We start from the raw sequence: 23,416 nt of genomic DNA on the forward strand, positions 1-23,416 counted from the left end.
TGCTTTAGCTTGCGCAAGATCAACAGCTTCATCGCCGTGCAATCGGCCGCTTCCAAGATGCTGCTAACTTTCGCGCTCGTTTTCGCCGCGCGCGCCCTGATGCGCTGCACCGCTGTCCCCAGGATTGCCATGCTCCAATTTACCCGCCACACCGGCTCGCCAGCCGGAGATTCGTCTGCGCCGCGCGGCTCGCGCGCCGGGATCGGCCTGCCCGCGCGCATCGTCTGCGCGGAAGGGCTGACCGCGCAGGCCGTCACGCGTCACGGCGCCTGCGCGCTCGATCTCACCCGCACCGGGCCGCTGCCGGCCGGTGCGTGGGTGCTGGCGCTAAACGGCGCGGCGCGTTCCGTCATCGGCGTGGAGCAGGCGCGCAAGATCGACGATGCACTCGATCTGCTCGACGCCATCGCGCGCGGCGATCTCGAAGCACGCCACGCGTCCAGCGGCCTGGCCCACTATTTCGCCGCTCTGCAACGGCCCGCCGGCACCACGCATCTTGAATAAACGAAGGATTCCGAATATGTTTTCCGCGCTCATACGCGGTGCCGAAACCCGGATCGTGCGCCCTGTCGAATCAAACGAGCGAGCCGTCCGATGAAATTCACCGACGACATTCGCAACAATCCCATCGCACGCGGCCTGAGCGCGCGCATTCGCGATGCCGTCGAGCGGCGTCGCCGCTATCGGCTGATGGGTTTTTGCCGCAGCCATGCACTGGCGATTGCGCGTCATGATCTCGCGTCACTGTTGCCGCCGCAGATCGAGCTGATTCACGGGCCCGGCTGCCCCGGCTGCGTGCTGCCCGCCAGCCGCATCGATCACGCGATCGATCTCGCGCTCGAACGCGGCGTCACGCTCTGCGCGAGCGAGGACACACTCGGCGTGCCGGGCGCACGCCACGCCAATCTGCTCGCTGCGCGCGCGGCTGGCGCGGACATCGTCACGCCCGGCGCGGTCGCCGACGCGCTCGCGCTTGCCCGTGCCCATCCGCAGCGCGAGATCGTCTGGCTGGCGACCGGCTTCGAGACCGCCGCGCCCGCCACCGCCGAAGCGCTGATGCTCACGCGTGCGCTCGCCATCGGCAATTTCAGCGTGCTGTGCAATCACGTGCTGACGCCTGCGGCCATGCGCTTTCTGCTCGCCGACGATGCCCTCGGCGAGCGTGCGCTGCTCAACGGCTTTCTCGCGCCCTCGCACGTGAGCCAGGTGATCGGCGTGGCGCCTTATCGCTCGATTTCGGGGGATTTCGTCAAGCCGGTCGTGATCGCGGGACCGGAACCGCTCGACGTGCTGCAGGCCGTGCTGATGCTGGTCGAGCAGATCAACGAATGTCGCGCCGATACCGAAAACCAGTACCGGCGCGCCGTGACCGAAGCGGGCGATACGAAGGCGAAGCGACTCGTGGATGAGGTGTTCGACGTGCGCGCGTCGTTCGTGTGGCGTGGCCTCGGCCCGGTGCCGCACAGCGCGCTGGCCTTGCGGCCCGCGTTCGCGAATTGGGATGCCGAGCGCCGTCACGCGCTCGCTTTGCCTGAGATGACGATCGACATCGCGCCGGTGTCTGCCACGGCTACCTGTGCGGGCAAGGCGCTGCGCACCGCTTCCGGCGCGACCTGCACGCCGTTCGCGCCGCTCGAACTCTGCAAGGGCGCGACCGCCGGCCCCTGTACCGACGCGCGCGCAGGCGATCTGAGGACCGCCCGGCGCGGCGTTTCGCGTCAGTTGCCCTGAGGCGGCGTGTACTGCGCTGGCGCGCCGCCGCTGGAGTCGGCGTCATCGGGTGTGGGCGTCGGTGCCAGCGAAGGCTCCTGCGCCGGATACGGCGGCTGCTGGGACGAAGGCGCGCTCTGCTGCGAAGCGCCCGACGGCCCGAGAATCGGCGGCATGCTCTGCCCCGGCTGCGTGACGCCGTTGAGGATCGCCGAAGCCGCCGCCGCGTCCGAAGCCGCCGCAGCCGCCGATGCCGATGAAGCACCCGACGACGAAGCCGCCGCCACACCGCTGGACGGCGGCACTTCGCCCGGCTCAGGCTGCTCAGGCGCAGGCGCACGCTTGACCGGCGTGACCGGACGCGGCGCCTCGGGCTGCTTCGAAGCGAACAGCGAGTCCATCCACGTCTTCAGACGATCGCGGAACTGCTCGAAGGCGCCCGGCGTGACTTCGGTATCGAAGCGCGCGCGCGGATCGACAATGCGCGAGCGCAGCGCACGCTGGAAGAAATCGCCGACGATCGGCAGCGCACTGCGCGCGCCCTGCCCCCAGTAATCGCTGTTGAGCGTGACGCGGCCATCGTCGAAACCGACCCACGCGCCCGCCACCAGTTGCTGATCCATGAGGATGAACCAGCCGTCCGCGTTGTCCTGCGTCGTGCCGGTCTTGCCCGCCACATCGGCGCGAATGCCAAAGCGCGTGCGGATACTCGAACCCGTGCCGCGATTCACGACGTCGCGCATCGTGTCGAGCAGCGTGCGATCGGCGTCGACGGACAGCGCGCGCTCCGGCGACGCGCTGCCGAATTCCGCCAGCACCTCGCCCTTGCTGTCCTCAATGCGCGTGACCATGCGCGGCTGCAGATACACGCCGTCGTTGGCGATCGTGCTGTACGCCGACACCATCTCCTTGAGCGTGACCGGGCTCGTGCCCAGCGCCAGCGACGGCACCGCGTTGAGCTGGCTGTCGCGCACGCCCATCGCGCGCGCGAGACGCTCCACCTTGTCCGGGCCGACCGCCTGCATCACCTGCGCCGTGATGCGATTGCGCGAGAACGCGAGCGCGTCGCGCAGTGTCATCGGCTTGTTGCTGGGCGGCACATCATCGTTAGGACGCCAGATTTCCCCGCCTTCGAGCGGCATTTCCACGGCCTGGTCGATGATCGTATCGGACGGCTTCGCGCCATTGGCGAACGCCGCGCCATAAACAAAGGCCTTGAACGTCGAACCCGGCTGACGACGCGCCTGCTGCACGTGATCGAACGGTTCGTCCTGGAAGTCGCGGCTGCCCACCCAGGCCTTGATTTGGCCATCGCGCGGATCGATCGCGACAAAGCCCGCCTGCACATCGGTCTTGGCCTTGCACAGCGAGCGCATGAAACTGCGGTCCGAGGCGAGCTTCTTGAGCGCGTCCGCGTCGCTGGCGCCCGCGTCGTGCGCGGCCTTGAAATCCGGCGTTTCGCGCATGAAGGTCTTGAACAGATCGTTATCCGCCGAGCAGCCGTTACGCCCGCTCCATGCGCCGTTCGCGATGCCCTGCAACTGGTTCGCGTGCTGCTTGAGCGATGCCGTGGCCATCGCCTGCAGACGCGAATCGATCGTCGTGCGCACGACCAGGCCATCGGAATAGATGTTGTAGTCGTTGCGGTCGGCCCACGCGATCAGCCACTTGCGTAGTTGCTGCGCAAAATGCGGCGCCGGGCCAGGCGGTTCGGTCTGACGCTCGAAGTCCAGACGCAGCGGCTTTTTAGAAAGCGTCGCGAATTGCGCGGGCGTGAGCTTGCCGTATTTCACCATCTGCGAAAGCACGGTGTTGCGCCGCGCGAGCGCGCGCTCGGGGTTGATCACCGGGTTGTAGTAGGCGTTGCCCTTGAGCATGCCGGTGAGCGTCGCGGCCTGCAGCACGCTGAGCTGATCCGCCGATACGCCGAAGTACGTCCGCGCCGCCATCTCGATGCCGAACGCGTTGTAGAGGAACGGCACCGTATTCAGATAGGTTTCGAGAATCTGCGGCTTGCTGTAGACGGCCTCGATCTTGAACGCGGTGATTGCTTCCTTGATCTTGCGCGTGAGCGTGGGCGCACGGCCGATCTCATCGGGATACAGATTGCGCGCGAGCTGCTGCGTGATGGTCGAGCCGCCCTGGCGATCGCCCGAGAACGTGTGCAGCGCCGCGCCCGCGGTGCGCTTGAAGTCGATGCCGTGGTGCTCGTAGAAGCGGTGATCTTCGGTCGAGATCAGCGCGTCGACCATATGCGGCGAAATCTGCGCGAGCGGCACCCATTCGCGGTTCGACGGCTTGAATTCGGCGAGCAGTTTGCCGTCCGCCGACATGATCTGCGCCGGCCGGTCGACTCGCGCCTTGCGGATGTCGCCGATGCCCGGCGTAAACGGAATCAGCACCAGCACGTAGAGCACGACCGCTGCGGGCACGGCACCCACGGCGATCAGCACGCCGCGGCGGGTCGGATGGCGCAGATGATGGATGCCCTGGGCGAGCCGCGGGCGCGCGAGCGCGCAGACTCGCGACATCAGGGGCTTCAGGCTGGAGGCACACTTCGCGCCCAGGGCGCGGATGAACGACACGGAACGCTTCACGCGGGCAACTGGATAGCTGACAAAGCGTGCATCGTACCAAAACTGCGCGACCGGTCTTTCAGCGCGCTAGAGAACGAGCGACAGCGCGATCGAGGCCCACACCGCGCAAGCGCCTGTGGCGAACACGCGGCGCGCGAGCAGAAAGCGCCGCTCGTCGCCGGGCGCGGCGGGCGAAGTGGCCAGCCACGGCACGCTGCCGAGGCACGCGAAACCGGCCAGCGCGAGCGCAACGATCACGCGGTCGCCGGCGCGCCACGGCGAGGCCTCGTGCAGGCCCCAGTAGCCGAGAAAGATCATGCCGATCGAAAACATCGTCGAGGCCGCCGAACTGAGCGCCACGACCGAGCCGGTCGGAGATTGCATGGACTGTCTCCCCCGCGCGACGCGCGATGTGGGGCCATTATCGGCGTGCGCGGGGCGGCGGGCAACGGGCGCGGCCGCGCTCGCCCGACCACGAGCCGGGGTTCAGGCGCTCGGGCGCACCATCTGGAACATCTCGCCGATCTGCGCGTAGTCGGCGCGGTAGCCCGCGCGCATGATGGGCTGCGCGGCGTGCGTATCGAACAGACCGTCCTTCAGATATTCCTCGCGGATATGCACGCCGACCACCTGGCCGAGCGCGAGCCAGTTGTCCATCGGCGTGCCGTCGAGCGCGTTCAGGCGCACGATCTGCAGCAGCTTGCATTCGAGCGCGGCGGGCGCTTCGGCCACGTGCGGAACCGCGACATTGCGTCCCGGCGCGGGCGTGAGGCCCGAAAGCGCGAATTCATCGACATCGGCAGCGACGGGCGCGGAACTGCGATTCATCTGCTCCGCGAGCGGACGCGATGCCAGGTTCCAGACGAACTCGCCGGTCGCTTCGATATTGCTGATGCTGTCCTTGCGGCCTTCGCTGCAAAAGCCGATCACGGCCGGAAACGTGGCGAAGGCGCCGAAGAAGCTGTACGGCGCGAGGTTGAGCACGCCTTCGGGCGATCGGCTGGAAATCCAGCCGATCAGGCGCGGCGCGACGATGGCCTTGAAGGGATCGTGAGGCAGGCCGTGGCCGGCGGCGGGGTCGTAGAAGTAGGTGTCGGACATGAGAGCGGCGGTTTGATGCGGATTTAGCGCGGCTCACACTATGACATGGGGTGGGGAAATGTGCTGCGAGTGGATAAGTTGGGACCATTGAGCGGCCACGTTATCCACAGATTTCGTTGACAGCCTTGTGAACAACGCTTGGAAATCCGCCTCAACTCCTTGATCCACAAACAAAAATCACAAACCGCCACCACGCAGGCGCCCCACCCCGCCAAAAACTTTTCCACAGATTTTGTTGAGAGCCCTGTTGATAACCCGTGAGTGCATCACGCAAGTGCCTGTGCGCAAAGGAAAACCGCGCCCTGCATCGGCGCGGCCCTGAACGTCAACACAATCGGCGTAACGATCAGCGAAAGTACGCCTTGGTGTTCTCATGCACATCGTCGCGCGCGAGCAGCGCTTCCGGCGCCATCCACGCGTACTCGCTATGCTGCTCGGGCCGCCCGACGCTGCGCGCGTCCTCCACGGCCATGATGTGCGCGAGCACCACATAATGCGTCGGCACGCCTTCGCGGCCCGCGAAGTTGTCCGGGTAGTGATGCTCGTAGAGCCCGTAAAACGACGCCTGCTTGCGCGTCACGCCCGCCAGCCCCAGCTCGGCTTCGACGATGCGCGCAAACGCCGCGTCCAGCGTCTCGTTCTTGCGGATACGCCCGCCCGGCACGAACCACCAGGCGCGCGCCGGCCGGTTCCGGCGCCAGCCCACCAGCACGCGGCCGGCCTCGTCGGTGACGATCAGATCGATCGCCACCAGCGGCGACAGCCTGACCGCCGACAGAAACTCGCCTTCGTCGAGCGGCGGCGAATCGTCGGCTTCGAATGGCAGCGCGGGCGCGCGCACCAACGCGAGCGGCGACGTGCTCATGCCACTTTCGCCCGCTGCGCGGCCGCCTCGGTTTCGAACGCCAGTTCTTCGAGGTAGCGCTCGAAGCCTTCGCCCACTTCGGGATGGCGCAGCGCGAACTCGACCGTCGCCTTCAGGTAGCCGATCTTGCTGCCGCAGTCATAGCGCTTGCCGCGAAACCGGTACGCCAGCACCTGTTCGCGCGCGAGCAGCGAGAGGATGGCATCGGTCAACTGGATTTCGCCGCCCGCACCCGGCGTCACGCGGCGCAGATGCTCGAAGATGCCGGGCGTGAACACATAGCGCCCCACCACGCCCAGCCGCGAAGGCGCATCGGCCGGTTCCGGCTTTTCGACGATGCCGTTCATGCGGAAAATGCGGTCGTCCCACGCGCGCCCGTCGATCACGCCATACGAGCGGCTTTCTTCCGGCTCGATCTGATCGACGCCCACCACCGAACACGCGTAATGACCGAACACATCGAGCATCTGCGACAGCACGGGCGGCTGACCGTCGAGCAGATCGTCGGCGAGCATCACGGCGAACGGCTCGTTATCGACGATCTTTTCCGCGCACAGCACCGCATGACCGAGGCCGAGCGCTTCGGCCTGACGCACGAACAGACAGGTCACGTGACGCGGCTTGATGCTCTGCACGACGCGCAGCAGTTCGGTCTTGCCGCGGCTCATCAATTCCGCCTCGATTTCATACGACTTGTCGAAATGGTCTTCGATGGCGCGCTTGCTGCGCCCCGTCACGAAGATCATTTCCGTCACGCCCGCCGCAGCGGCTTCTTCCACGGCGTACTGGATCAAGGGTTTATCGACGATCGGCAGCATCTCCTTCGGGCTTGCCTTGGTGGCCGGTAGAAAGCGCGTGCCAAGACCCGCGACCGGAAAAACCGCCTTGCGTATTGTGCGCATCGTTGTTTCCTCGACGTGTTTGCCAGGCGTCGCCTGCATTTGCCCGCATGTGCCCGCATTTACCTGGCCTTGCCTGGACTGGCCGGATGAGGTCGATCAGTACTAACCCCGAGATCCGAGCGTATGGGCAGCCGCGCGAGCGCGCACGCCAATGCCTCGCCGATTGCAGCCACCCCGCCGCCGATCTCGCCCCAACGTACGCCAGCGCACACGCGGCCCGCATGCGCGGCACCCGCACGGTGTCGATGTCGCACAACGCCGAGGCCATGGCGCACATCGGCGGTTTTGCGGCAGTAGCATCGTTCGAACCACTCAGCATCCGCGCACGCTGGCCTGCGTTCGCCAGGACATTCGCTACGATGAAGCCAGGGCTCACCACTTTCCTCGATTTCTCGCGCTGGTTCGCCGCGCTGCTCGTGGTCGTCAATCACGCGCGCGCGCTGACGCTCGCGGACTTTTCCACGGCAGGCGCGTCGGCGACGGCGGGTCCGTTCATGCGCGCGCTATACCTTTTCACGGGCCTGGGCCACGAAGCCGTGGTGGTGTTCTTCGTCATCAGCGGCTTTCTGGTGGGCGGCTCGACGCTGGAACGCTGGCAGCGGCGCGGGCCCGATCTGCGCGCCTATGCGTCCGCGCGCACGAGCCGCATCTACACGACGCTCGTGCCTGCGCTGCTGATCGGCATCGCGCTGGATAGCGCCGGGCTGCGCTGGTTCAACGCGAGCGGCATCTACACGACGATGCCCGAGCCACCGATCGCGACGATCACTTATGTCATCGGCTCCGCGATGAATCTGCCGACGTTTCTCGGCAATCTCTTCATGATGCAAGGCGTGTTCACGCAGACGCTCGGCAGCAACGGGCCGCTCTGGAGTCTGGCCTGCGAGTGGTGGTACTACTGCGTGTTCGCGCTGGGCGCCGCGGCGCTCACGAGCGATAAAGGGCGGCGGCTGGGCTGGGCCGCCGCGGCCTGCGCGCTTGCCCTGCTGCTGCCGTTCTCCATCATGCTGTGGGGCCTCGTGTGGCTGACGGGCGTGCTGACGTATCGATGGGTGCGTTCGAGCGCGTGGCGTCCGCACCCGCTTGCTGGCTTTGCGCTGTTCGCCTTCGCGCTGGCCGCTTCGCGCTTCACGCATGGCATCGCCGTGATCGAATCGAATCTGCTGGCCGCGTTCGCGCGCGATTTCGTGCTCGGGATCGCCTATGCTGCGGCGCTGGCGAGCGCGAGCCGTCTCACGCGCGCCCTGCCCTTCGCGGCATGGCACCGCCAGCTCGCCGAGTTCTCGTACACGACTTATCTGTTCCACTTCCCGGCGTTGCTGCTGCTTTGCGCGGCAGCGGCGCAGAGCTTCGGCCTGCATTTCGTGCAGCGCCCCGACGCGCGCGGCATGGCATGGTTCGTCGCCGCCGTTGTGCTGGTCTATGCGTACTGCTACGCCATTTCGCTGCTCACCGAGCGGCACACGCCGCGCGTTCGTCATGCACTCGATACGTTGTTGCGCGCGCGCCCTGCCTTGCAGGTCGAGCCGTCGCGCTCCCCGGCGTCAGAAGCCTGAAAACCCGCCCAACGGCCGATTGCTACAGGAGGAAGGATCATGGCGCCAGGCGCTCTGCGGTTTCTGCTCGCGACCCTCGTCGTGGTGTTTCACTACACCAGCTTCGGCATCGGCCATATGCCGGTTTATCTGTTCTTTGCGCTAAGCGGCTACTGGGTCTTTACGATGTGGCAGAAGAAGTACGCCGCCACGCGCGAGCCCTACGCCACCTTCATGATTTCGCGCACGTGGCGGCTCGCGCCGGTGTTTCTGCTCTGCAGCCTTAGCGCGATGGCGATCTCGTTCGCGCTGCCGCTCGTGATCGCGCCCGCTCTGCCATTCGCGCCGCCCGACCCGCTCGCGCTGATTTCGAGCTTCGTACTGCTGGGCTACAACACCGCCGCCGGCGCGCCGCTCGTGCCCGCCTGGTCGCTCGACATCGAGTTCCAGTTCTATCTGGTCGCGCCGTTCGTGATCGCATTGCTGCAACGGCGCGCGCTGCTTGCCGTGCTGCTGTGCGCGGGCGTGAGCGTGGCGTCGTTCGCGGTTTTCTACGACCGTGCGTCTACCTCGTATCTGCCGTGGTTTCTCGCCGGCATGCTGGCCGCGCGCTATCCCGCGCTGCTGCCGCGTCCTCGGGTTGCGCAGACTTCCGGCTTGCTGACCTTGGGTGTCGTCGTGCTATTCGCCTGCGTGCCCGCATTGCGCCCGGTGCTGTTTGGCGGCGCGCATCGCGGCGAAATCTATATGACGTGGAATCCGCTGCTGAACGCGGCGCTGGCGGCGGTTGCGCTGCCGTTTGCACTCGGCACGCTCAGCGTTCGCAGCGGCAAGTTCGATCGCCTGCTGTCCGATGCGTCTTATTCGCTCTATCTCGTGCACTGGCTGCCGCTGCTCTACGTCTCGCATTACCTGCCGCAGATCGCCGCGCTGCCGCACTTTTCGCGCGCACTGGCGACGATGCCCCAAGTACTGCTGTCCTACGCCGCCGCTTTTGCGATCACCGTCTACGTCGACCGGCCTTGCAGCCGCGTGCGCGAACGCTTCGTGAAGACGCGGCACGCGATGCACGAACAACCCGCTGCCGCCACGCTCGCGACTCGCAGCGTGCGCTGAATCGCATCGTTAATCGCACTTTTAATCGCACCTTCAATTGCGCCTCTAATCGCGCTTTCGATCGAGATTCACTGATTCGCGGCATCCACGAAACGCAGCTTGCCCCAGAGGTTCGGCGTGAGTTCCGCCTCGCCCGGCAAGTCGCTGACCAGGCCGCCCGCCTTGTTCGACCAGTACGCGCGCTGCAGCGTCTGAAAGCCGTTGCCGCGCAGCACGCCGATATCGCCGGCCAGCGTGCGCTCCGCTGTCGCGTTCAGGCCCAGCACGCTCAAGGGCACCGACACCTTGTACAGCACTTCCTGTGCGTTGCCGCCTGACTGACGCTCGATCGACACATCGACCTTGTCGCTCACCTCGTCGACGCGATCGAAATGAATCGTGCGCAACGGCGAGCTATAGGTAATCGGCGCAAGACCATCGGGCGTCGCCACCGGCCGATAAAGCATCGCCTTCGACATATCGTGCACGCGCGACACCACCAGACGCTCATCGCCCTGCACGGCATTGCTGCGATTCGGCGCGGCGTCGGCATTCGTGCCCAGCATCAGGTCGATGCCGCCGCCGGTCGCGAAGAGGTTCTGCAACGCCTCGCCGCTATTGTCGAGCAATGTGGGCGTGTCCGTCGTCACGGCGATATAAAGCCGGTCGCCGAAAATCGCCAGCGCCGCTTTTGTTTCGCTATCCTGATGACCCCAATCGCCAACCTGGATGGAACGCGTATCGATGCTCGCCCATTGCGTCGATGAATCGGGCCAGTTCTGCGCGCCCGATTCGGCGTGGATCGCCACGTTGAGCACGCTATTGGCCGTGCTCGCGCTGGCCACGCGCGCCGCGGCATCGCGCGTTTCGCGCTGTGCATCCACGAGTTGCTGCGCCGTGATCGTGATCTGCTGATCCGGCAAACGCTGCACGCCGTCGAGCCCGACAATGCGCAGCAGCGGCGCGGTCGAGCCTGCCTGCATATAGATATTGCCGTCGTCGGCGCGCACGATGGTCGGATGAAAACATTCGGGCCCGAGACTCGTGGCGGCAAGGTCGAGGCCACGCGTGGCCTGCGCGGGCGGCGGCGCAGTATCGAGCCGCGTGTCCTTGAACAGCGTCGCGACGAACAACCCATCGGTGGTGAAGAGATAGACGCTGCCCTCGTTGCCATTGATCGCCCAAAGCTGGCCCGCATCCGAAGGCGCGGGCGCGTCGAACGGATTGCCGAGTACGCGCGTCGTGCCGATCAGTTCGCCGGGTTTGCCGGGCACCGGCGCGGCGTGCGAGGCATGAAGCCCCGGCCAGAGACTGGGATACGACCACGCAGCGCCATCGGCACGCAGACCGGCGACGCCTTGCGGCGCGAACGGCGCGGGCGGCGTGGTGAACACCGTCCAGCCGTCGCGGCCCACCAGCACCTGGCCGCCGCCCGTGCTCACGGGCGCCTGCACGTTCGTCGCGAGCGTCTTGAGATGCGACGGATCGTAGACAGGCACGCCGCGCGGCCCGATCGACGTAGCCGGCACGACCACCGCCGCGCTTCCCGCGTAGGCAATCGCAAACGAGAGATCGTCGAGTACCGTCACGTTGCCGAGCATCGCCGCATTGCCGCGCGCTTCGCCTTGCGGTTGCCAGAACGTGACTTCGTCGGGCGCGATGCGGCCGTCGCCGTTCGTGTCGCGCCAGACAAACAGCAACGCGCGGTGTAACGGATCGCTGCCGGCCGGCATGCGCGCGCGCATCGCATCGCTGTTGAATGCGGGCAGCAATTTGCCCGCACTGTCGAACGTGCTCCCTGCCGCCGCGACCGCATGCGCCGCGCCGTCCGCGCCCAGATGCCAGAGAATCGCGCTGGGCCGGCCCGTCACCTGGGCGCTATGCGCGTTGGTCAGATAGCGTTCGCTGCCGCGATAAAGCGGATAGTCGGGCATGCCGCCGGTGTCGCTGCCGCTCAGGCCGAGATCGTCGGCATCGGCGCGATAGGGAATCGATTGGGGCACGCCGCTGCCGTTGGTCCAGTCGAGTTTGAATGCAATCGCGCCCGCTTCGTCGGCGTAATAGAAGCGCGTGCGATCGCGCGGATCGAGCGTGCCGCCGCCGCCATATCGCGGCGGTCCATAGAACGCGTTCACGAAGCGGCCGCTCGCGGCGTCCCAGACGCTCACGCGCTTGGGCGTCTTGTCGTTTTCGGCCACCCACAGACGCCCGCTGCCGTCGATCGACATCCCCGCGGGATGATTCATATGCTGCGGATCATAAAGCCCCGTAACGGGCGCACCCGCGTGTCCGATCGCTCGCAATAGCTTGCCCGCCGCATCGAAGACTTTCACCTGATGGCTCTTGCCCCAATCGCTCACGTAAAGTGCGCCGTTCGTATCGACGCAAAGCGATTGTGGATCGTCGAGTCCCGTTGCGATGACCGCTTGCGGCGACGAAACATGCAACTGCCCATTGCCATCGAGACTCGCATCGAGCCGCACGAGGCGCGTGCCCGATAACGCCAGCAAATGCCCTTGCGCATCGAACGCGAGGCCGCGCGGGTCCGCCAGCGGCACGCGCTGCACCACGCGATGCCGCGCCGCATCCACAAACAGCAGTTGATTCAGCGCGCGCAAGGAAACGACGATCAGCCCGTCACGCACCGCCAGCCCGGCGATGGCCGAATGACGCTCGGGATAGGGATCGTCGGCTGCGGACTTTACGGTGTCGGGCGATTCGTCGATGCGATACGCGGGCGTGAGCACGGGCACATCTTCGCCGGTGCCAAGACGCGCATCGGCTGGCGCGCTGCGCTGCGCGCCTGCGCTCATCAGCGCATTCAGGCGCAATTCGCTGTAGTGGTCGCCGGGTTGATCGCTGCGCCACGACGTCGCTGCATAGGCATAAGCGCCAAGCAGCGCGTGCTCGCCCGTATCGCGCGCGAGTTGCGTTGCGCCCGTCCACACGCCGCCCATCCACGTCTGGCCCCAGCGTTTGCGGCCCTGCATATCGAGCCATGCCAGACCGCTACCGCCTTCCGTCACATAACTGCCGACGAGCATCGCGCCATCGGCGCCAGCGTGCGCGGACCCATTAGCGCCGCCCGGCACGAACAGCACCGCCGATGGTGCCGCGTGATTTGCCAGCCATTCGCTGCTGCGATCCGCCGTCTTCCACGGCGGACGCGCCGGATCGTAGGGATTGAATTCGTACAGCGCCTTCAGCGCAGGCCGCACGAGCCCGCGCACACGATACGTGCCGGGCGCGACCAGGCGCCCGGGAATGCGGTATTGCGCGTGCGCAGCGGCATCGGGATCGCGGCCGAGATCGTCCAGACCATCCCACCACGCCGTATTGTCGCCCGCCGGAAATGGCGTCTCGCTCACGAGATTGCGCACGCGGCGGCCATCGGTCGATTCGATTACGAGCGTGACATAGCCGGGCTGCGCGAGCGAAAAATGAATCGGTATGGACGCGTGGTCGCCAGCAGCCTCGGTGGCGCTTTTCACATTCGATGCGCTCGCAACTTCTTTCGCTTTTGCTTCGCTCGCCGCGCTGACTGCGGCCGCCGCCTGCACCACAGCGGACGAACGCATCATATCGAGCGCGATCCACGCGCCATACAGCAGCGCGATGGCCGCGCAGATCGTGATGCTCCAGCGCACGATGCGTCTGCGCGCCGCCGTTCGTTCGCCGTGTCGCGTGCGCCTGCGTTGCATCATTTGCAAAGCTGCCGATAGAGCGGATTGCATTCGAGCCGGCCATGACGCCGCCCGATCGCACGCGCCGGCACACCGGCAACAATGGCATAAGGTTCGACCGAGGCGGTGACCACCGCACCGGCCTCCACGACCGCGCCTTCGCCGATCATCACCCCCGGCATGATCAGCGCATTCAATCCGATCGAAACATGATCGCCAATAATCACGCCGCGCTCCTGCCCCGCGAAACGCGCTTTTCCAGGCTCGCCCGCCGCCGTCAAAATGGTCGCCCGCGAACTGATCGACACATTGCAGCCAAGCACGATGCCGCCGCGCGTATCCATACGCGCCTCATCGTTGATGACGGAATTCGCGCCCATCGCAAAGCCGCGTCGCGCGTCGAAAGTGACGCCCGTGAGAATCGCCGAACCCGGCGCAATGCTGAAACCCATCACGCAGCGATACCAGACCTGTCTCACGAAGCGCAAAGGCAAGCGATTCACGATCACGTTATTGACATAGAGAATACAGGCGCCGATGACGAGTTTCATGCTTCCATCCTGCCAAAGTGAAACGTGGCCGAAATCAGATACACAGCGATCGAGACCACCGGGCTGATCGACGAAAAAATCACGACGCGAGCGATCGTATCGATGGGCATGAATGCAAGCAGAACCGCCTGAAACGCGAGCGTCACAACCACCTGAATCCACGAAGACGCGACCCATGCTCTCGACATATTCAGCGAATAAAGCAACGCTTCGATGACATAAAGTGCAGCCGAGCCGAGAATCAAAAGCAGTTCGCCATGCAGACCCGCATACTGCCCGCCGAGCACCGACAACACCACACCGGGAAACAGCCATGCCGCACCGAGCAATATCGCGATCAGAACCAGGAACGCCGAAACCGCCAGCACATACTTGCGCAGCATGTCAGCCTTGTCTTTCAATACGGCGAAACGCGGCATGAGAATACTGGAAAACAATGACTGCGTGACCATCAGCAATGCGGAAATCCGTCCGAGCGCACCCAGTTGCGCAACCTGCGTCGCACTGCCGAAATAGCCGAGCAACAACACGTTGAGCTGGCCTTGAATACAGAAGTAAATCGATGCGGGCGCCTGGCGCCGCGCGACTTTCGAAAACTCCGCACGAACCGTGTCGAGCGGATAATGCGTATCCTGATCTGCAATATCGTAGCGGCGGCGTATCGTCCAGGCCTGCCAGGCGATGGCGATCAGCGCGGCAAGCAGCGCCGTAATCGTATTCGCCGAGACCAGCAAGGCGGCCAGCAAAACGAGGCGTATTGCAGCGCCGGAAATCGTGATCTGCTGTAGCGACTTGAGATCCTGTTCGAGCTTGGGCAGTACCGAAAGCAGACTGAAGTTGAGCTGAAAAAAGGTCACGGCTAGCACGCAAACCATGATCGCCACAGCAGCTGGCCACGAAGCCTGCGACCTTGTCAGCAGAAAAACGCCCGCGCCAAACACCACGGCACCGAATAACGCAAAGAACTTCGTGCGCGCTTCGTAAGCCACGGCGAATAGCCGGTTGACCGTGGGACGGTCGGGCCACAGCCGTCCCGCGAGACTCAAGAGCGCCGCGCCCACGCCCATATCGCCAAGTACGATACCCGCGCCCAGCATGGTGGTGGCAATCGTGTACCACGCATACTCATGCATCGTGAGCGCACGCACCACCCAGATGCCGCCAACGAAATTGAGGCCTTGCACCACGGCTTCGCGCGAAAGAAACTTCGCGACAAATACCGGCAATCCGCCTGAACTACGCAGCGCACGCAGACGCGAAGCGCGCGGCGCGGCCACATCGTCTGAAACGTAGCGTGCCTCGTTTGGGCTTTCACTGCTGGGCGTGCTCATCGTCGCGATGTTTCCCGTAAAGGGTTTGGTTTGCAGACCGGCGATGCCTATAATCTGTTCGGTCGGCTCAGGTTCCTGCTCAACGCCTCACTTACAATCATTCGGACTACGATGAAACATTCGATCTCATTGATGATGCTGATTGCCGGTGTAAGCGCGGCAGTGCTTTCTGGCGCCAATGCTTATGCCGCTACAACGGCCAGTTCTACTCGCACCGATGCACAGTCAGCGCGCGATTCATCGGCATCGGAGTCGACCTCGAACAACAGCGGCCTCGCTACCGAAGACGCCTCGCGCGCCAGCGAGCAACAACTGCTGGGACTGCCACGCGTGCCGAAAGACACCAACCTCAGCGCTCCCGATGACGGCAGCGCCGCTGTCACGCGCGTCGCGCTACGCCGCTCGGCAACGTCGTCGGCCTCGGCTTCCACGAAGCACGGCGACGTGTTCGCCAATCCCTTCCCCGCATCGATTTATCCGGCAGATTCCAGCGGCACCGTCTACCAGAGCCCCTGGTAAGCGCGCCGCGTCACGCCGTCTGCGGCACGCGCCGCCGCACCGGCTGGCACGGATGGCCGAAGCACACCATGCCTTCGGGCATATCGGCGAACACGCTGCTGCGTGCCCCCACAATCGCACCCCGCCCGATCGTCACGCCTGGCCCGACGAACACATCCGAGGCCACCCACGCCTGATCGGCCACGCGAATATCGCGGGCGCGAATCGGAAAATTTTCGACGGTGGCGTCGTGATCGCCCGCACACAGATAACAGCCCTGCGAGACCACTGCATGATCGCCGATGGTGATTTCGCCAAGGCTATAGAGCACGGCGTTATCGCCCACCCACGCGTAATCGCCAATGCTGACCTTCCACGGATACGTTATCGTCACCGAAGGCCGGATCACCGTGTTGCGGCCCACATTCGCACCGAAGCGGCGCAGCAGCCACGCACGAAATCCATAAGCGAATTGCGGCGAGGGTTTGAATAGCAGCGCCTCGACGATCCACCAGCACTGCACGAACCATTTCGAACGTCCGCGAAAGCCGGCAGGCATGCTGAACTGCGAGAGATCCTGATACATGGCGCACTCCACTCGGGTCTGGGAAATCAGGCAAAACGCTCGACCGCGTCGATCAAACCATGCGCCATCGCCTTGACCGTGAAGTGCGATTCGTAGAGCGATTGCGCGCGTACTTTCATGCGCTCCTTGTCGCCGAGTTTCAGGCGCAGCCAGCGATCGAGACTATGTTCGACGCCATCTACGGTGTCGTCGCTCACAAAACCTGCCTCGTTTTCCAGCACTTCGCGCCAGATATTCACCTTGTTCGTGATGAGTACCGGCAACTGGCAAGCCAACGCTTCCGCAATCACAATGCCGAAATTTTCCTGATGCGAAGGCAGCACGAAGACATCGCTCGCATAGAACGCGGCCCACTTTTCATTGCCTTCCAGCATGCCGGTCCAGGTGATGCGTTCGCTCATACCCAGTTCGCTCGCGCGGGCGCGTAGACGCTCGCCCAGATTGCCGCTCTCGGGGCCTGCCACCACGAGATGCCAGTCAGGATGCGCCTGCGCGCGGCGTGCGAATGCCTCGATCAGCAGATCGCAGCCTTTCTTCGGATGCACACGGCTCAGAAACAGCATGAGGCGTTTGCCGCGCAATTGCGGATGCGCCGCAAAAAAGGCATCGCGCAGCGATTCGCCCTGTAGCGGCGGACTCGCCGTTCCGCACGGCACCACATGTTCATTCGCGCGATACAGCCAGAACGAATCGCGCGAAAGCAGGCGCTCCTCTTCGCTCGTGAACAACACGGCGCAGGCGTCGCGCAGCAAGCGATATTCTGACCACGGCCAGTAGAGCCACTTCTTCAAATGCTTGAGCGGATACGTGCGCTTGAACCACGGATCGAGCATGCCGTGCGTGAAGACGAAATACGGCACGCGCGAGCGACGCAGCGCACGCCACGCGCCAAAGCTGTGGTATTGCCAGAGACCGTTGATGATCACGGCGTCGTAACGTTGCGCATTCGCGCGCAGCCACGGTACGAGCCGCGAGTTATAGCGGTAGTGCCCCGCCGATGGCCCGATCGCATGCACCGGCAGCGAAAACGCGGCGACATGCGCGTCGCCCGGATCATCGAGCGACAGCACATCGACGGTATGGCCCGCCGCGCAAAGATAGGCGCCCGACTGGCGCACCGCTTCCACGGTGCCGCCAAGCAAGGGATTCGTCGATGGCAGGATATGCAAAATCTTCATGCGTGAGTCCCTATGGATTCCTCATGAGTGACAATCGGCCTTGTTGCATCGAGGCCAATCGCGGCAATGAGTTTGCGGGTCATCTCTTCATGGGTAAAACGCGTAGCGTTGTCGAGACCGGCCAGCGTCATGCGCTCGAAATTCGCGCGATCCACCAGTTCCGCCGCGCGCGCCGAATCGGCAGGATCGAAATAGACGGCGGCCGCGCCGCCCACTTCCGGCAACGGATCGATACCGGCGGCAAACACCGGGCATCCGCAGGCCTGCGCTTCGATCACCGGCCAGCCGAAGCCCTCGTTCAGCGACGGAAAAATCATCGCCTGCGCGCCCGAATACAGCGCAACAAGCAGCGCATGCGGAGCGTCTTCCACCACCTGAACGCGCGAGCCGAACCCGCCGCTGGCGATCACCTCGCGCATCGCCGCATCGGGCGGCGGCCCGACGAACACCAGTTGCGCATCGGCGAAACGCGGCTTACGCAGCAGATGTTCGAAGATACGCGTGACCGCCACGCGATTCTTGCGCGGATGGTCGGAACCCACGTGCAGGAAATAAGGCCGCTCGCCGAGCGCGCCATGGCCGTTCGAGCCCAACGTCGCGCGCCACGCGGGATCGGGTTGAAAAGCGCTATGCAGGGCATTGAGCACCACCGCCGTGCGCGGCGCAACATCGGCGCGCAACGCCAGCAGATGCGTGCGCGTGAGATCGGACACGCAAACGATGCGCCGCGCGCGCCCGATACCGTGATAATTGAGCGCCTGCAGCACCTTGCCGGTAAATCCCGTGTGCCAGCCCTCGACCAGCCCACGCGCCGCCTGAATCGCAATGACGTCGTGGCAGGTGACGCTGCTGCGTTCGCGCGGCAGCCAGAACAGATACATGCCGTTCGAGTGATCGCACACATGCGTGCGGTCGAAACGGCGCGCGGCGCGTGCCAGTGAAAACGGGAAGATCACGAACTTGTCGATATAGCCAATCCACTTCGCAAGCCCGGATACCGAAGCCTGCGAGCGCAGCAACACCGCGCGTGGCGCCATGAACTCCACCTCCACGCCGGCCGCGCGCAAGCCGCCCAGCACCATCTGCGAATAGGCCTGCATGCTTTTCTGGCCATCGGCGGGATAGTTGCCTACCAGCAGCACTTTCATGAACGCGCTCCCCAGTTCAGCATCGGATCGTCGATGGGCGCGCTTGCCGGTAGTGTCCGCGTCGAACACAAGGCCAGACCCAGCGCGATATAGCCAAAGGCGTTCGCGCTCACCTGCCCGCTCACCGGCCACGACGACATGCCATACGCCGTGGTCGCCCACATCAGCAGCGGCAAGGTCTCGCTACAGCGCACGAGCCGCACCAGACTGCGCGACAGGCCAACCGCGAAAATCAGGCACTTCACCATCAGCCACGCGAAGCCAATCACACCCATTTCCAGCAGCACACGCGCGGGCTCCGATTCCGCGAGTTCGAACGCGTTCTCGCCGGTCAGCAGCACCGAACCCGCATTGGTGCCCGCGCCCAGGCCGTGACCAATGGCATTCATTTCTTTACGCGCGGCGGGTTCGCCCAGCAATTCGGTTTCGATGCGGCCCATCACGTCTTCATCGGCGGCCGCAGTCTGGAAACGCTCTTGCGTGGCAGTGAGCGCATCGCTGAACACGCCGAGCGTGACGGCCAGCGCGATCACGGCCAAGGCCGTTCGCACGAACGATTGCATCAGCGCCTTGCCTGTTTTCGCGGCTCCCAAGCCCGCCAGCGTCTGCACGGCGAGCAACGCACCGAAGAACATGATCGATGCGCGCGAGCCGCTCACCAGCGTGGAAATCGACACGGCGATAAATGCCACCACCGCGAGCCACGCATGCCGATAAAGACGCACGCCGTTCCACACCGAACTGATCGCAATCGGCGACACCACCGCAATGAAGCACGCAAAGCCCATCGTGAAGGTGAAGGTGCCGCTCACGCGCACGATGTCGGCGGTCACGCGGAAGATCGCGTCTTCGTCGGTATCGGGCTGCACGTTGATCGGCGACGAAGGCGGCAGGACATGCTGCAGCATCACGAGCGGCGTCATCATGATGCCCAGCACGATCATGAGCCGCATCACACGCACGATTTCCTGGTTCGTGAGCGTGCACGCCATCGCCAGCGCCATCCAGAAGTACAGCAGCCAGAAACGCAGCCCGAGCAGAAACAACACGATCGGCCCTTGCAGCACGATGATCTGGAACAGTCCCCAACCCGCCACCACAAAAGTCCATGCAAGCAGGCATTGGGTGGCGAACGGCATCGCGGCAAAGCGGCCGCTCAACGCGGTGCGCGCGACCAGCGCGAAAGCCGCACAATCGCGGCACAACAGCAACGGACTCGTGAGGCCCGGCGCGATCCATTTGCGCACCGCGCCTTCGAACACCGTGACGAGAATCACGGTCAGCACGAGCAGAAAATCGAAGCGCAGCGCTTCCTGCCCGGCACGTCTGGTAGAGATCGCGGATGATCGCATCGGCTTACTCCAGCGTTTCGGCGATCAGATCGGCCACGCGCGCGCGATACGCACGCCACGTGAAATAGCGCGACGCCGCCAGCGCACGCTCCGACGCTTCGCGTATCGAGCGGCGGTCCGCCACTTTCTCGCGCATCGACCGATAGATAGCTTCTTCGGTCGGCTCGACCACCCAGCCGCTATCGGGAAAGCGCGTGATGACTTCGCGCGCGCCCGTCATCGTCGACACGATGGCGGGCGTGCCGGTCGCCATCGCTTCCACCACGACCATGCCGAAAGCGTCGAAGCGCGAAGGCAGTAGAAGGCAATCGGCCTCGGCAAACAAGGCATAAAGTTCGCGTTGCGGCACGCCGGCGAGACAGCGCACGTGCGGGACCTGCTTCGCGCGCGTGAGCCATTGCGGGCTTTCGCTGCCGCCGACCAGCGTGAGATCGGCGCAATGACTGTCTGCGTTCAGACGCGCGAAGGCGTCGAGTATCAGGTCGATCGACTTGCGCGACGAAAGCGTGCCCGCAAAGATGAACTGCACCGGCTTTGCCGATTCGGCGCGCCGCGCAACGCCTGCGGGCAGTTCAGCGCCTAGCAGCACGGAACGGACTTTGCGTTCGTCCACGCCGGCACGCAGATACGTTTCGCGCGCCATGTCCGAGCAGGTAATGACCAGGTCGGCCAGTTTCACTTCTTCGTCCTTGCGGCGATTGATTTCGTCGATATAGCCGTTCGACGGCACCTCGATCAAACGCTTCGCATCTTCGTGATGCAGCGAAGGCGCGTCGAGAATGCAGGTCGCGCCTACTTCGCGCGCGGCCTTGAAGGTATGCCAGGCCGAGTTTTCGTAGCCCACAACGGCAGCGGGCTTCAACGCCCGCACCTGCTGCGCGACCCACCAGTCGAACCAGTGAAACACGCGATGCATGTAGTCGTGTCGTGTCGGCGCCGTGCGCGCGAGCGAATTCGCCCGCACCAGCATTTGCCACCAGACGGGATGGCGGCGCAGCGCTTGCGGCACTTCCGTGTCGCGCACCTTCCTGCGCCACCGTGCGGGAAGGTACGAGCGGCCGCTATCGCCCTCGCAACGCACCGGCACGCCGGACCAGAAGGTCTGCAACATGCCGCGCTCGTAGAGTCCCCACGCAAGCTGATGCGAATGCTGCAAGCCCGGATGAAACACCGCGACGTTCTTGCCGCGTGCTGCTCTTGCCATAGGTCGCGCTGCCCCGTTCATGACGTGATTTCCACGATCTTTTCGATGAGTTGAGCGCTGCGGGCATGCTCCGCGAACACGCGTGCGCCGATGGCCGCCGATGTCGTATCGAGCGTGTCGCCCGCTTCGCGAAACGCATTGCGCGTGAGGAAATGCTGCTCGGGCAGCGGATAAAACGTCGGCACCGGATAGTTGCCGACGCCGTCGAAAATCGACACCGGCGCGACGCCATGGCAGGCATAGGCTGCGTACACCCCGGATTTCGATGCCTGTCCCCAAGGCGTATTGAAGAAGCCCCATTTCGCGCGCATCAGCAATTGCGAAATCGCCTCGGAAGGCATCGGACCACTTCTTTCGAAAGGCCAGGGCTGCAATGCCTGCTCCACGCTGTCGAGCCACGGGCCGCCGCTACCCACATCGATCACGCGTTCGATATGACCACGCCCGAGCTGCTCGGCAAGCGCGGGCAGCGCTTCGCGATAGATCTCTTCACGCGTGCGTGCCGAGCCGAATACCACCGCAATATCGTCGCGTTCGCGCCAGGCGCTTACCGAATCGGGCTCGCCTACGTTAGAAAAAGTGGGCGAATAGATCGCGCGCTCGCCCATGCGTTCGACGCCCCATGTATAGGCCCAATCGGTATTGAAGAACGCGTAATCGGCCAGTTCCGCCACGCGTTCGCAGATACGCCGCTGCATCGGCGCGAGCCAGTACGCACTGGACAGTCCGCGCGCGACCAGCACCCAGAGCTCGTGAAAATAGACCACCACTTTCACGCCACGCGCGCGCGCCGCATCGACGAATGCCGGCAGCCATAGCGGCACGCCTTTGCGACTGAAACCGTAGATCGACAGTTGCAGGATCCATACGTCGCCGGGCACCACCGGCACCGTGCGCGCCGCGGCGCGATTGGGCACGGCGTAACGCTGTGCATCACGCTGGCGCTCGCGCAACAAGCGCACGAGCACGCCCGAGTGATCGGAAACGCCGCAACCGTGTTCCTTGATTTCCGGTTGAACGATGCGAAAGCTGGTCATGGTGACGACGTCCTTGCGTTCGACTCTCGTGGTGGTCCTGCTTCGGGCTTCAGGCGTTAGCGAATCCGCGCACGGGCATCGCTTCGACCTGCGTGCCCAGGAAGGCCGCATAGGCGCGTGCAAGCCCATCCACCAGCGCCACCGTCGGCTGCCAGCCCAGCGCTCGCAGGCGCGCGCTATTCATGAGCTTGCGCGGCGTGCCATCGGGCTTCGATGCGTCGAATTCCACCTGACCGTCGTAATCGACGACGCCAGCAATGGTTTGTGCAAGTTCGGCGATCGTCACGTCGCTGCCGAAGCCCACGTTGATATGGCTTTGCATCGGCGCCGTGCATTGCTCGTAGACCGCACGATCCATCTCCATCACATAGACGCTCGCGGCCGCCATATCGTCCACATAGAGGAATTCGCGACGCGGACGCCCCGAGCCCCACACCTGCACCGCGCGATCGCCGTTGCTGCGCGCCTCGTGAAAACGGCGGATCAGCGCGGGCACGACATGGCTCGTCTGCATCGTATAGTTATCGCCGGGACCATAGAGATTGGTCGGCATCACGCTGCGATAGTCAGTGCCGTGCGATGCGCCGAACTGCCGGTTGTAGCTCTCGCACAGCTTGATGCCGGCGATCTTCGCAATCGCATAAGGCTCGTTGGTCGGCTCCAGCTTGCCGGTGAGCAGCGCGCCTTCGTCGATGGGTTGCTCGGCGAACTTCGGATAGATGCAGCTCGAACCGAGAAACAGCAGGCGTTGCACACCCGCGCGCCACGCTTCATGAATCACGTTCGCTTCGATCATCAGGTTCTGATAGATGAAATCGGCGGGATAGTGATCGTTGGCGAAAATGCCGCCGACTTTTGCGGCGGCCAGATAGACTTCTTCGATGGCTTCGTCGCGAAAGAAAGCACGCACGGCGTCCTGACTCGTGAGATCGAGTTCCGCGTGCGTGCGCGTCACCAGTTCGACGTCGGGGCGCAGCGCCAGAATGCGTGCGATTGCGGCGCCCACCATGCCGCGATGTCCCGCTACATAGACTCGTTTGCGTTTGTTCTGCATGATCGGCTCC

The 23,416-nt window shown here is 64.5% G+C and carries 20 protein-coding genes; 5 read left to right on the forward strand and 15 right to left on the reverse strand.

The features are described from left to right. Positions 1 to 129: 129 nt before the first annotated feature. Positions 130 to 504 carry a HypC/HybG/HupF family hydrogenase formation chaperone gene (locus U5A67_RS36160; RefSeq protein ID WP_205986883.1) on the forward strand — a complete coding sequence of 125 codons (375 nt, stop codon included), beginning with the start codon at positions 130 to 132 and terminating at the stop codon, positions 502 to 504. A 90-nt stretch (positions 505 to 594) separates the two neighbouring features. Beyond that, positions 595 to 1,731: a hydrogenase formation protein HypD gene (hypD, locus tag U5A67_RS36165; protein ID WP_321818087.1), complete on the forward strand. Its 1,137-nt coding sequence runs from the start codon at positions 595 to 597 to the stop codon at positions 1,729 to 1,731. Here hypD and U5A67_RS36170 read toward each other — a convergent pair. The 5 genes from U5A67_RS36170 to galU form a co-directional block, all read right to left on the reverse strand. Then, on the reverse strand, positions 1,719 to 4,241 hold the full coding sequence (locus U5A67_RS36170) for a penicillin-binding protein 1A (protein WP_321818088.1): 2,523 nt from the start codon (positions 4,239 to 4,241) through the stop codon (positions 1,719 to 1,721). The genes hypD and U5A67_RS36170 overlap by 13 nt on opposite strands. 132 nt (positions 4,242 to 4,373) lie before the next feature. Then, complete coding sequence (locus tag U5A67_RS36175) at positions 4,374 to 4,670, reverse strand: hypothetical protein (protein WP_321818089.1); 297 nt, start codon at positions 4,668 to 4,670, stop codon at positions 4,374 to 4,376. A gap of 102 nt (positions 4,671 to 4,772) precedes the next feature. Beyond that, complete coding sequence (locus U5A67_RS36180) at positions 4,773 to 5,387, reverse strand: flavin reductase family protein (RefSeq protein WP_321818090.1); 615 nt, start codon at positions 5,385 to 5,387, stop codon at positions 4,773 to 4,775. Between the two features lie 346 nt (positions 5,388 to 5,733). Further along, the gene (locus U5A67_RS36185) at positions 5,734 to 6,252 is read right to left on the reverse strand and encodes a GDP-mannose mannosyl hydrolase (protein ID WP_321818091.1); all 519 of its coding nucleotides are present in this window, start codon (positions 6,250 to 6,252) and stop codon (positions 5,734 to 5,736) included. After that, the gene (gene galU / locus U5A67_RS36190) at positions 6,249 to 7,154 is read right to left on the reverse strand and encodes a UTP--glucose-1-phosphate uridylyltransferase GalU (RefSeq protein ID WP_321818092.1); all 906 of its coding nucleotides are present in this window, start codon (positions 7,152 to 7,154) and stop codon (positions 6,249 to 6,251) included. The genes U5A67_RS36185 and galU overlap by 4 nt, the downstream gene beginning before the upstream one ends. A gap of 86 nt (positions 7,155 to 7,240) precedes the next feature. Between galU and U5A67_RS36195 the strand changes: the two genes are divergently transcribed. After that, positions 7,241 to 8,710, forward strand: coding sequence for an acyltransferase family protein (locus U5A67_RS36195; protein WP_321818093.1), 1,470 nt, complete (start codon positions 7,241 to 7,243; stop codon positions 8,708 to 8,710). A 39-nt stretch (positions 8,711 to 8,749) separates the two neighbouring features. Then, entirely contained in the window at positions 8,750 to 9,805 is a 1,056-nt protein-coding gene (locus U5A67_RS36200) for an acyltransferase (RefSeq protein ID WP_321818094.1), read from the forward strand. Positions 9,806 to 9,873: 68 nt separating this feature from the next. Here U5A67_RS36200 and U5A67_RS36205 read toward each other — a convergent pair whose 3' ends face one another. From U5A67_RS36205 to U5A67_RS36215, 3 genes are read right to left on the reverse strand one after another with little or no spacing between them, the layout of a single operon-like run. Next, a complete protein-coding gene (locus U5A67_RS36205) occupies positions 9,874 to 13,488 on the reverse strand; it encodes a hypothetical protein (RefSeq protein WP_321959796.1) in 3,615 nt (1,204 codons plus the stop codon). Further along, positions 13,485 to 14,018, reverse strand: coding sequence for an acyltransferase (locus U5A67_RS36210; RefSeq protein WP_277397958.1), 534 nt, complete (start codon positions 14,016 to 14,018; stop codon positions 13,485 to 13,487). The genes U5A67_RS36205 and U5A67_RS36210 overlap by 4 nt, the downstream gene beginning before the upstream one ends. Continuing rightward, the gene (locus tag U5A67_RS36215; RefSeq protein ID WP_321818096.1) at positions 14,015 to 15,349 is read right to left on the reverse strand and encodes a hypothetical protein; all 1,335 of its coding nucleotides are present in this window, start codon (positions 15,347 to 15,349) and stop codon (positions 14,015 to 14,017) included. The genes U5A67_RS36210 and U5A67_RS36215 overlap by 4 nt, the downstream gene beginning before the upstream one ends. 30 nt (positions 15,350 to 15,379) lie before the next feature. Between U5A67_RS36215 and U5A67_RS36220 the strand changes: the two genes are divergently transcribed. Next, positions 15,380 to 15,868: a hypothetical protein gene (locus tag U5A67_RS36220; RefSeq protein WP_321818097.1), complete on the forward strand. Its 489-nt coding sequence runs from the start codon at positions 15,380 to 15,382 to the stop codon at positions 15,866 to 15,868. 10 nt (positions 15,869 to 15,878) lie between these two features. On the opposite strand, the gene U5A67_RS36225 is transcribed toward U5A67_RS36220, so the two are convergent. From U5A67_RS36225 to fcl, 7 genes are read right to left on the reverse strand one after another with little or no spacing between them, the layout of a single operon-like run. Further along, on the reverse strand, positions 15,879 to 16,433 hold the full coding sequence (locus U5A67_RS36225; RefSeq protein WP_205986895.1) for a putative colanic acid biosynthesis acetyltransferase: 555 nt from the start codon (positions 16,431 to 16,433) through the stop codon (positions 15,879 to 15,881). Between the two features lie 26 nt (positions 16,434 to 16,459). Continuing rightward, a complete protein-coding gene (locus U5A67_RS36230) occupies positions 16,460 to 17,611 on the reverse strand; it encodes a glycosyltransferase (protein WP_321818098.1) in 1,152 nt (383 codons plus the stop codon). After that, positions 17,608 to 18,759, reverse strand: a complete 1,152-nt coding sequence (locus tag U5A67_RS36235; protein ID WP_321818099.1) for a glycosyltransferase family 1 protein — start codon at positions 18,757 to 18,759, stop codon at positions 17,608 to 17,610. Before U5A67_RS36235 ends, U5A67_RS36230 begins: the two co-directional genes overlap by 4 nt. Continuing rightward, complete coding sequence (locus U5A67_RS36240; protein ID WP_321818100.1) at positions 18,756 to 20,111, reverse strand: hypothetical protein; 1,356 nt, start codon at positions 20,109 to 20,111, stop codon at positions 18,756 to 18,758. The genes U5A67_RS36235 and U5A67_RS36240 overlap by 4 nt, the downstream gene beginning before the upstream one ends. 4 nt (positions 20,112 to 20,115) lie before the next feature. Next, positions 20,116 to 21,315, reverse strand: coding sequence for a glycosyltransferase family 4 protein (locus tag U5A67_RS36245; protein WP_321818101.1), 1,200 nt, complete (start codon positions 21,313 to 21,315; stop codon positions 20,116 to 20,118). Between the two features lie 17 nt (positions 21,316 to 21,332). Next, positions 21,333 to 22,352, reverse strand: a complete 1,020-nt coding sequence (locus tag U5A67_RS36250; RefSeq protein WP_321818102.1) for a hypothetical protein — start codon at positions 22,350 to 22,352, stop codon at positions 21,333 to 21,335. 49 nt (positions 22,353 to 22,401) lie between these two features. Then, positions 22,402 to 23,406, reverse strand: a complete 1,005-nt coding sequence (gene fcl, locus U5A67_RS36255; RefSeq protein ID WP_205986901.1) for a GDP-L-fucose synthase — start codon at positions 23,404 to 23,406, stop codon at positions 22,402 to 22,404. Positions 23,407 to 23,416 lie beyond the last annotated feature (10 nt).

The organism is Paraburkholderia sp. J69-1 (assembly GCF_905220255.1).
Lineage (GTDB): Bacteria > Pseudomonadota > Gammaproteobacteria > Burkholderiales > Burkholderiaceae > Paraburkholderia.

Coding starts and splice junctions, on each gene's coding strand:
- U5A67_RS36225 (WP_205986895.1), bottom strand. CDS start 16,433: ATGTATCAGGATCTCTCGCAGTTCAGCATGCCTGCCGGCTTTCGCGGA.
- U5A67_RS36200 (WP_321818094.1), top strand. CDS start 8,750: ATGGCGCCAGGCGCTCTGCGGTTTCTGCTCGCGACCCTCGTCGTGGTG.
- galU (WP_321818092.1), bottom strand. CDS start 7,154: ATGCGCACAATACGCAAGGCGGTTTTTCCGGTCGCGGGTCTTGGCACG.
- U5A67_RS36195 (WP_321818093.1), top strand. CDS start 7,241: ATGAGGTCGATCAGTACTAACCCCGAGATCCGAGCGTATGGGCAGCCG.
- U5A67_RS36170 (WP_321818088.1), bottom strand. CDS start 4,241: ATGTCGCGAGTCTGCGCGCTCGCGCGCCCGCGGCTCGCCCAGGGCATC.
- U5A67_RS36215 (WP_321818096.1), bottom strand. CDS start 15,349: ATGAGCACGCCCAGCAGTGAAAGCCCAAACGAGGCACGCTACGTTTCA.
- U5A67_RS36235 (WP_321818099.1), bottom strand. CDS start 18,759: ATGAAAGTGCTGCTGGTAGGCAACTATCCCGCCGATGGCCAGAAAAGC.
- U5A67_RS36245 (WP_321818101.1), bottom strand. CDS start 21,315: ATGGCAAGAGCAGCACGCGGCAAGAACGTCGCGGTGTTTCATCCGGGC.
- U5A67_RS36210 (WP_277397958.1), bottom strand. CDS start 14,018: ATGAAACTCGTCATCGGCGCCTGTATTCTCTATGTCAATAACGTGATC.
- U5A67_RS36180 (WP_321818090.1), bottom strand. CDS start 5,387: ATGTCCGACACCTACTTCTACGACCCCGCCGCCGGCCACGGCCTGCCT.
- U5A67_RS36175 (WP_321818089.1), bottom strand. CDS start 4,670: ATGCAATCTCCGACCGGCTCGGTCGTGGCGCTCAGTTCGGCGGCCTCG.
- U5A67_RS36230 (WP_321818098.1), bottom strand. CDS start 17,611: ATGAAGATTTTGCATATCCTGCCATCGACGAATCCCTTGCTTGGCGGC.
- U5A67_RS36250 (WP_321818102.1), bottom strand. CDS start 22,352: ATGACCAGCTTTCGCATCGTTCAACCGGAAATCAAGGAACACGGTTGC.
- U5A67_RS36240 (WP_321818100.1), bottom strand. CDS start 20,111: ATGCGATCATCCGCGATCTCTACCAGACGTGCCGGGCAGGAAGCGCTG.
- hypD (WP_321818087.1), top strand. CDS start 595: ATGAAATTCACCGACGACATTCGCAACAATCCCATCGCACGCGGCCTG.
- U5A67_RS36160 (WP_205986883.1), top strand. CDS start 130: ATGCTCCAATTTACCCGCCACACCGGCTCGCCAGCCGGAGATTCGTCT.
- U5A67_RS36185 (WP_321818091.1), bottom strand. CDS start 6,252: ATGAGCACGTCGCCGCTCGCGTTGGTGCGCGCGCCCGCGCTGCCATTC.
- fcl (WP_205986901.1), bottom strand. CDS start 23,406: ATGCAGAACAAACGCAAACGAGTCTATGTAGCGGGACATCGCGGCATG.
- U5A67_RS36205 (WP_321959796.1), bottom strand. CDS start 13,488: ATGATGCAACGCAGGCGCACGCGACACGGCGAACGAACGGCGGCGCGC.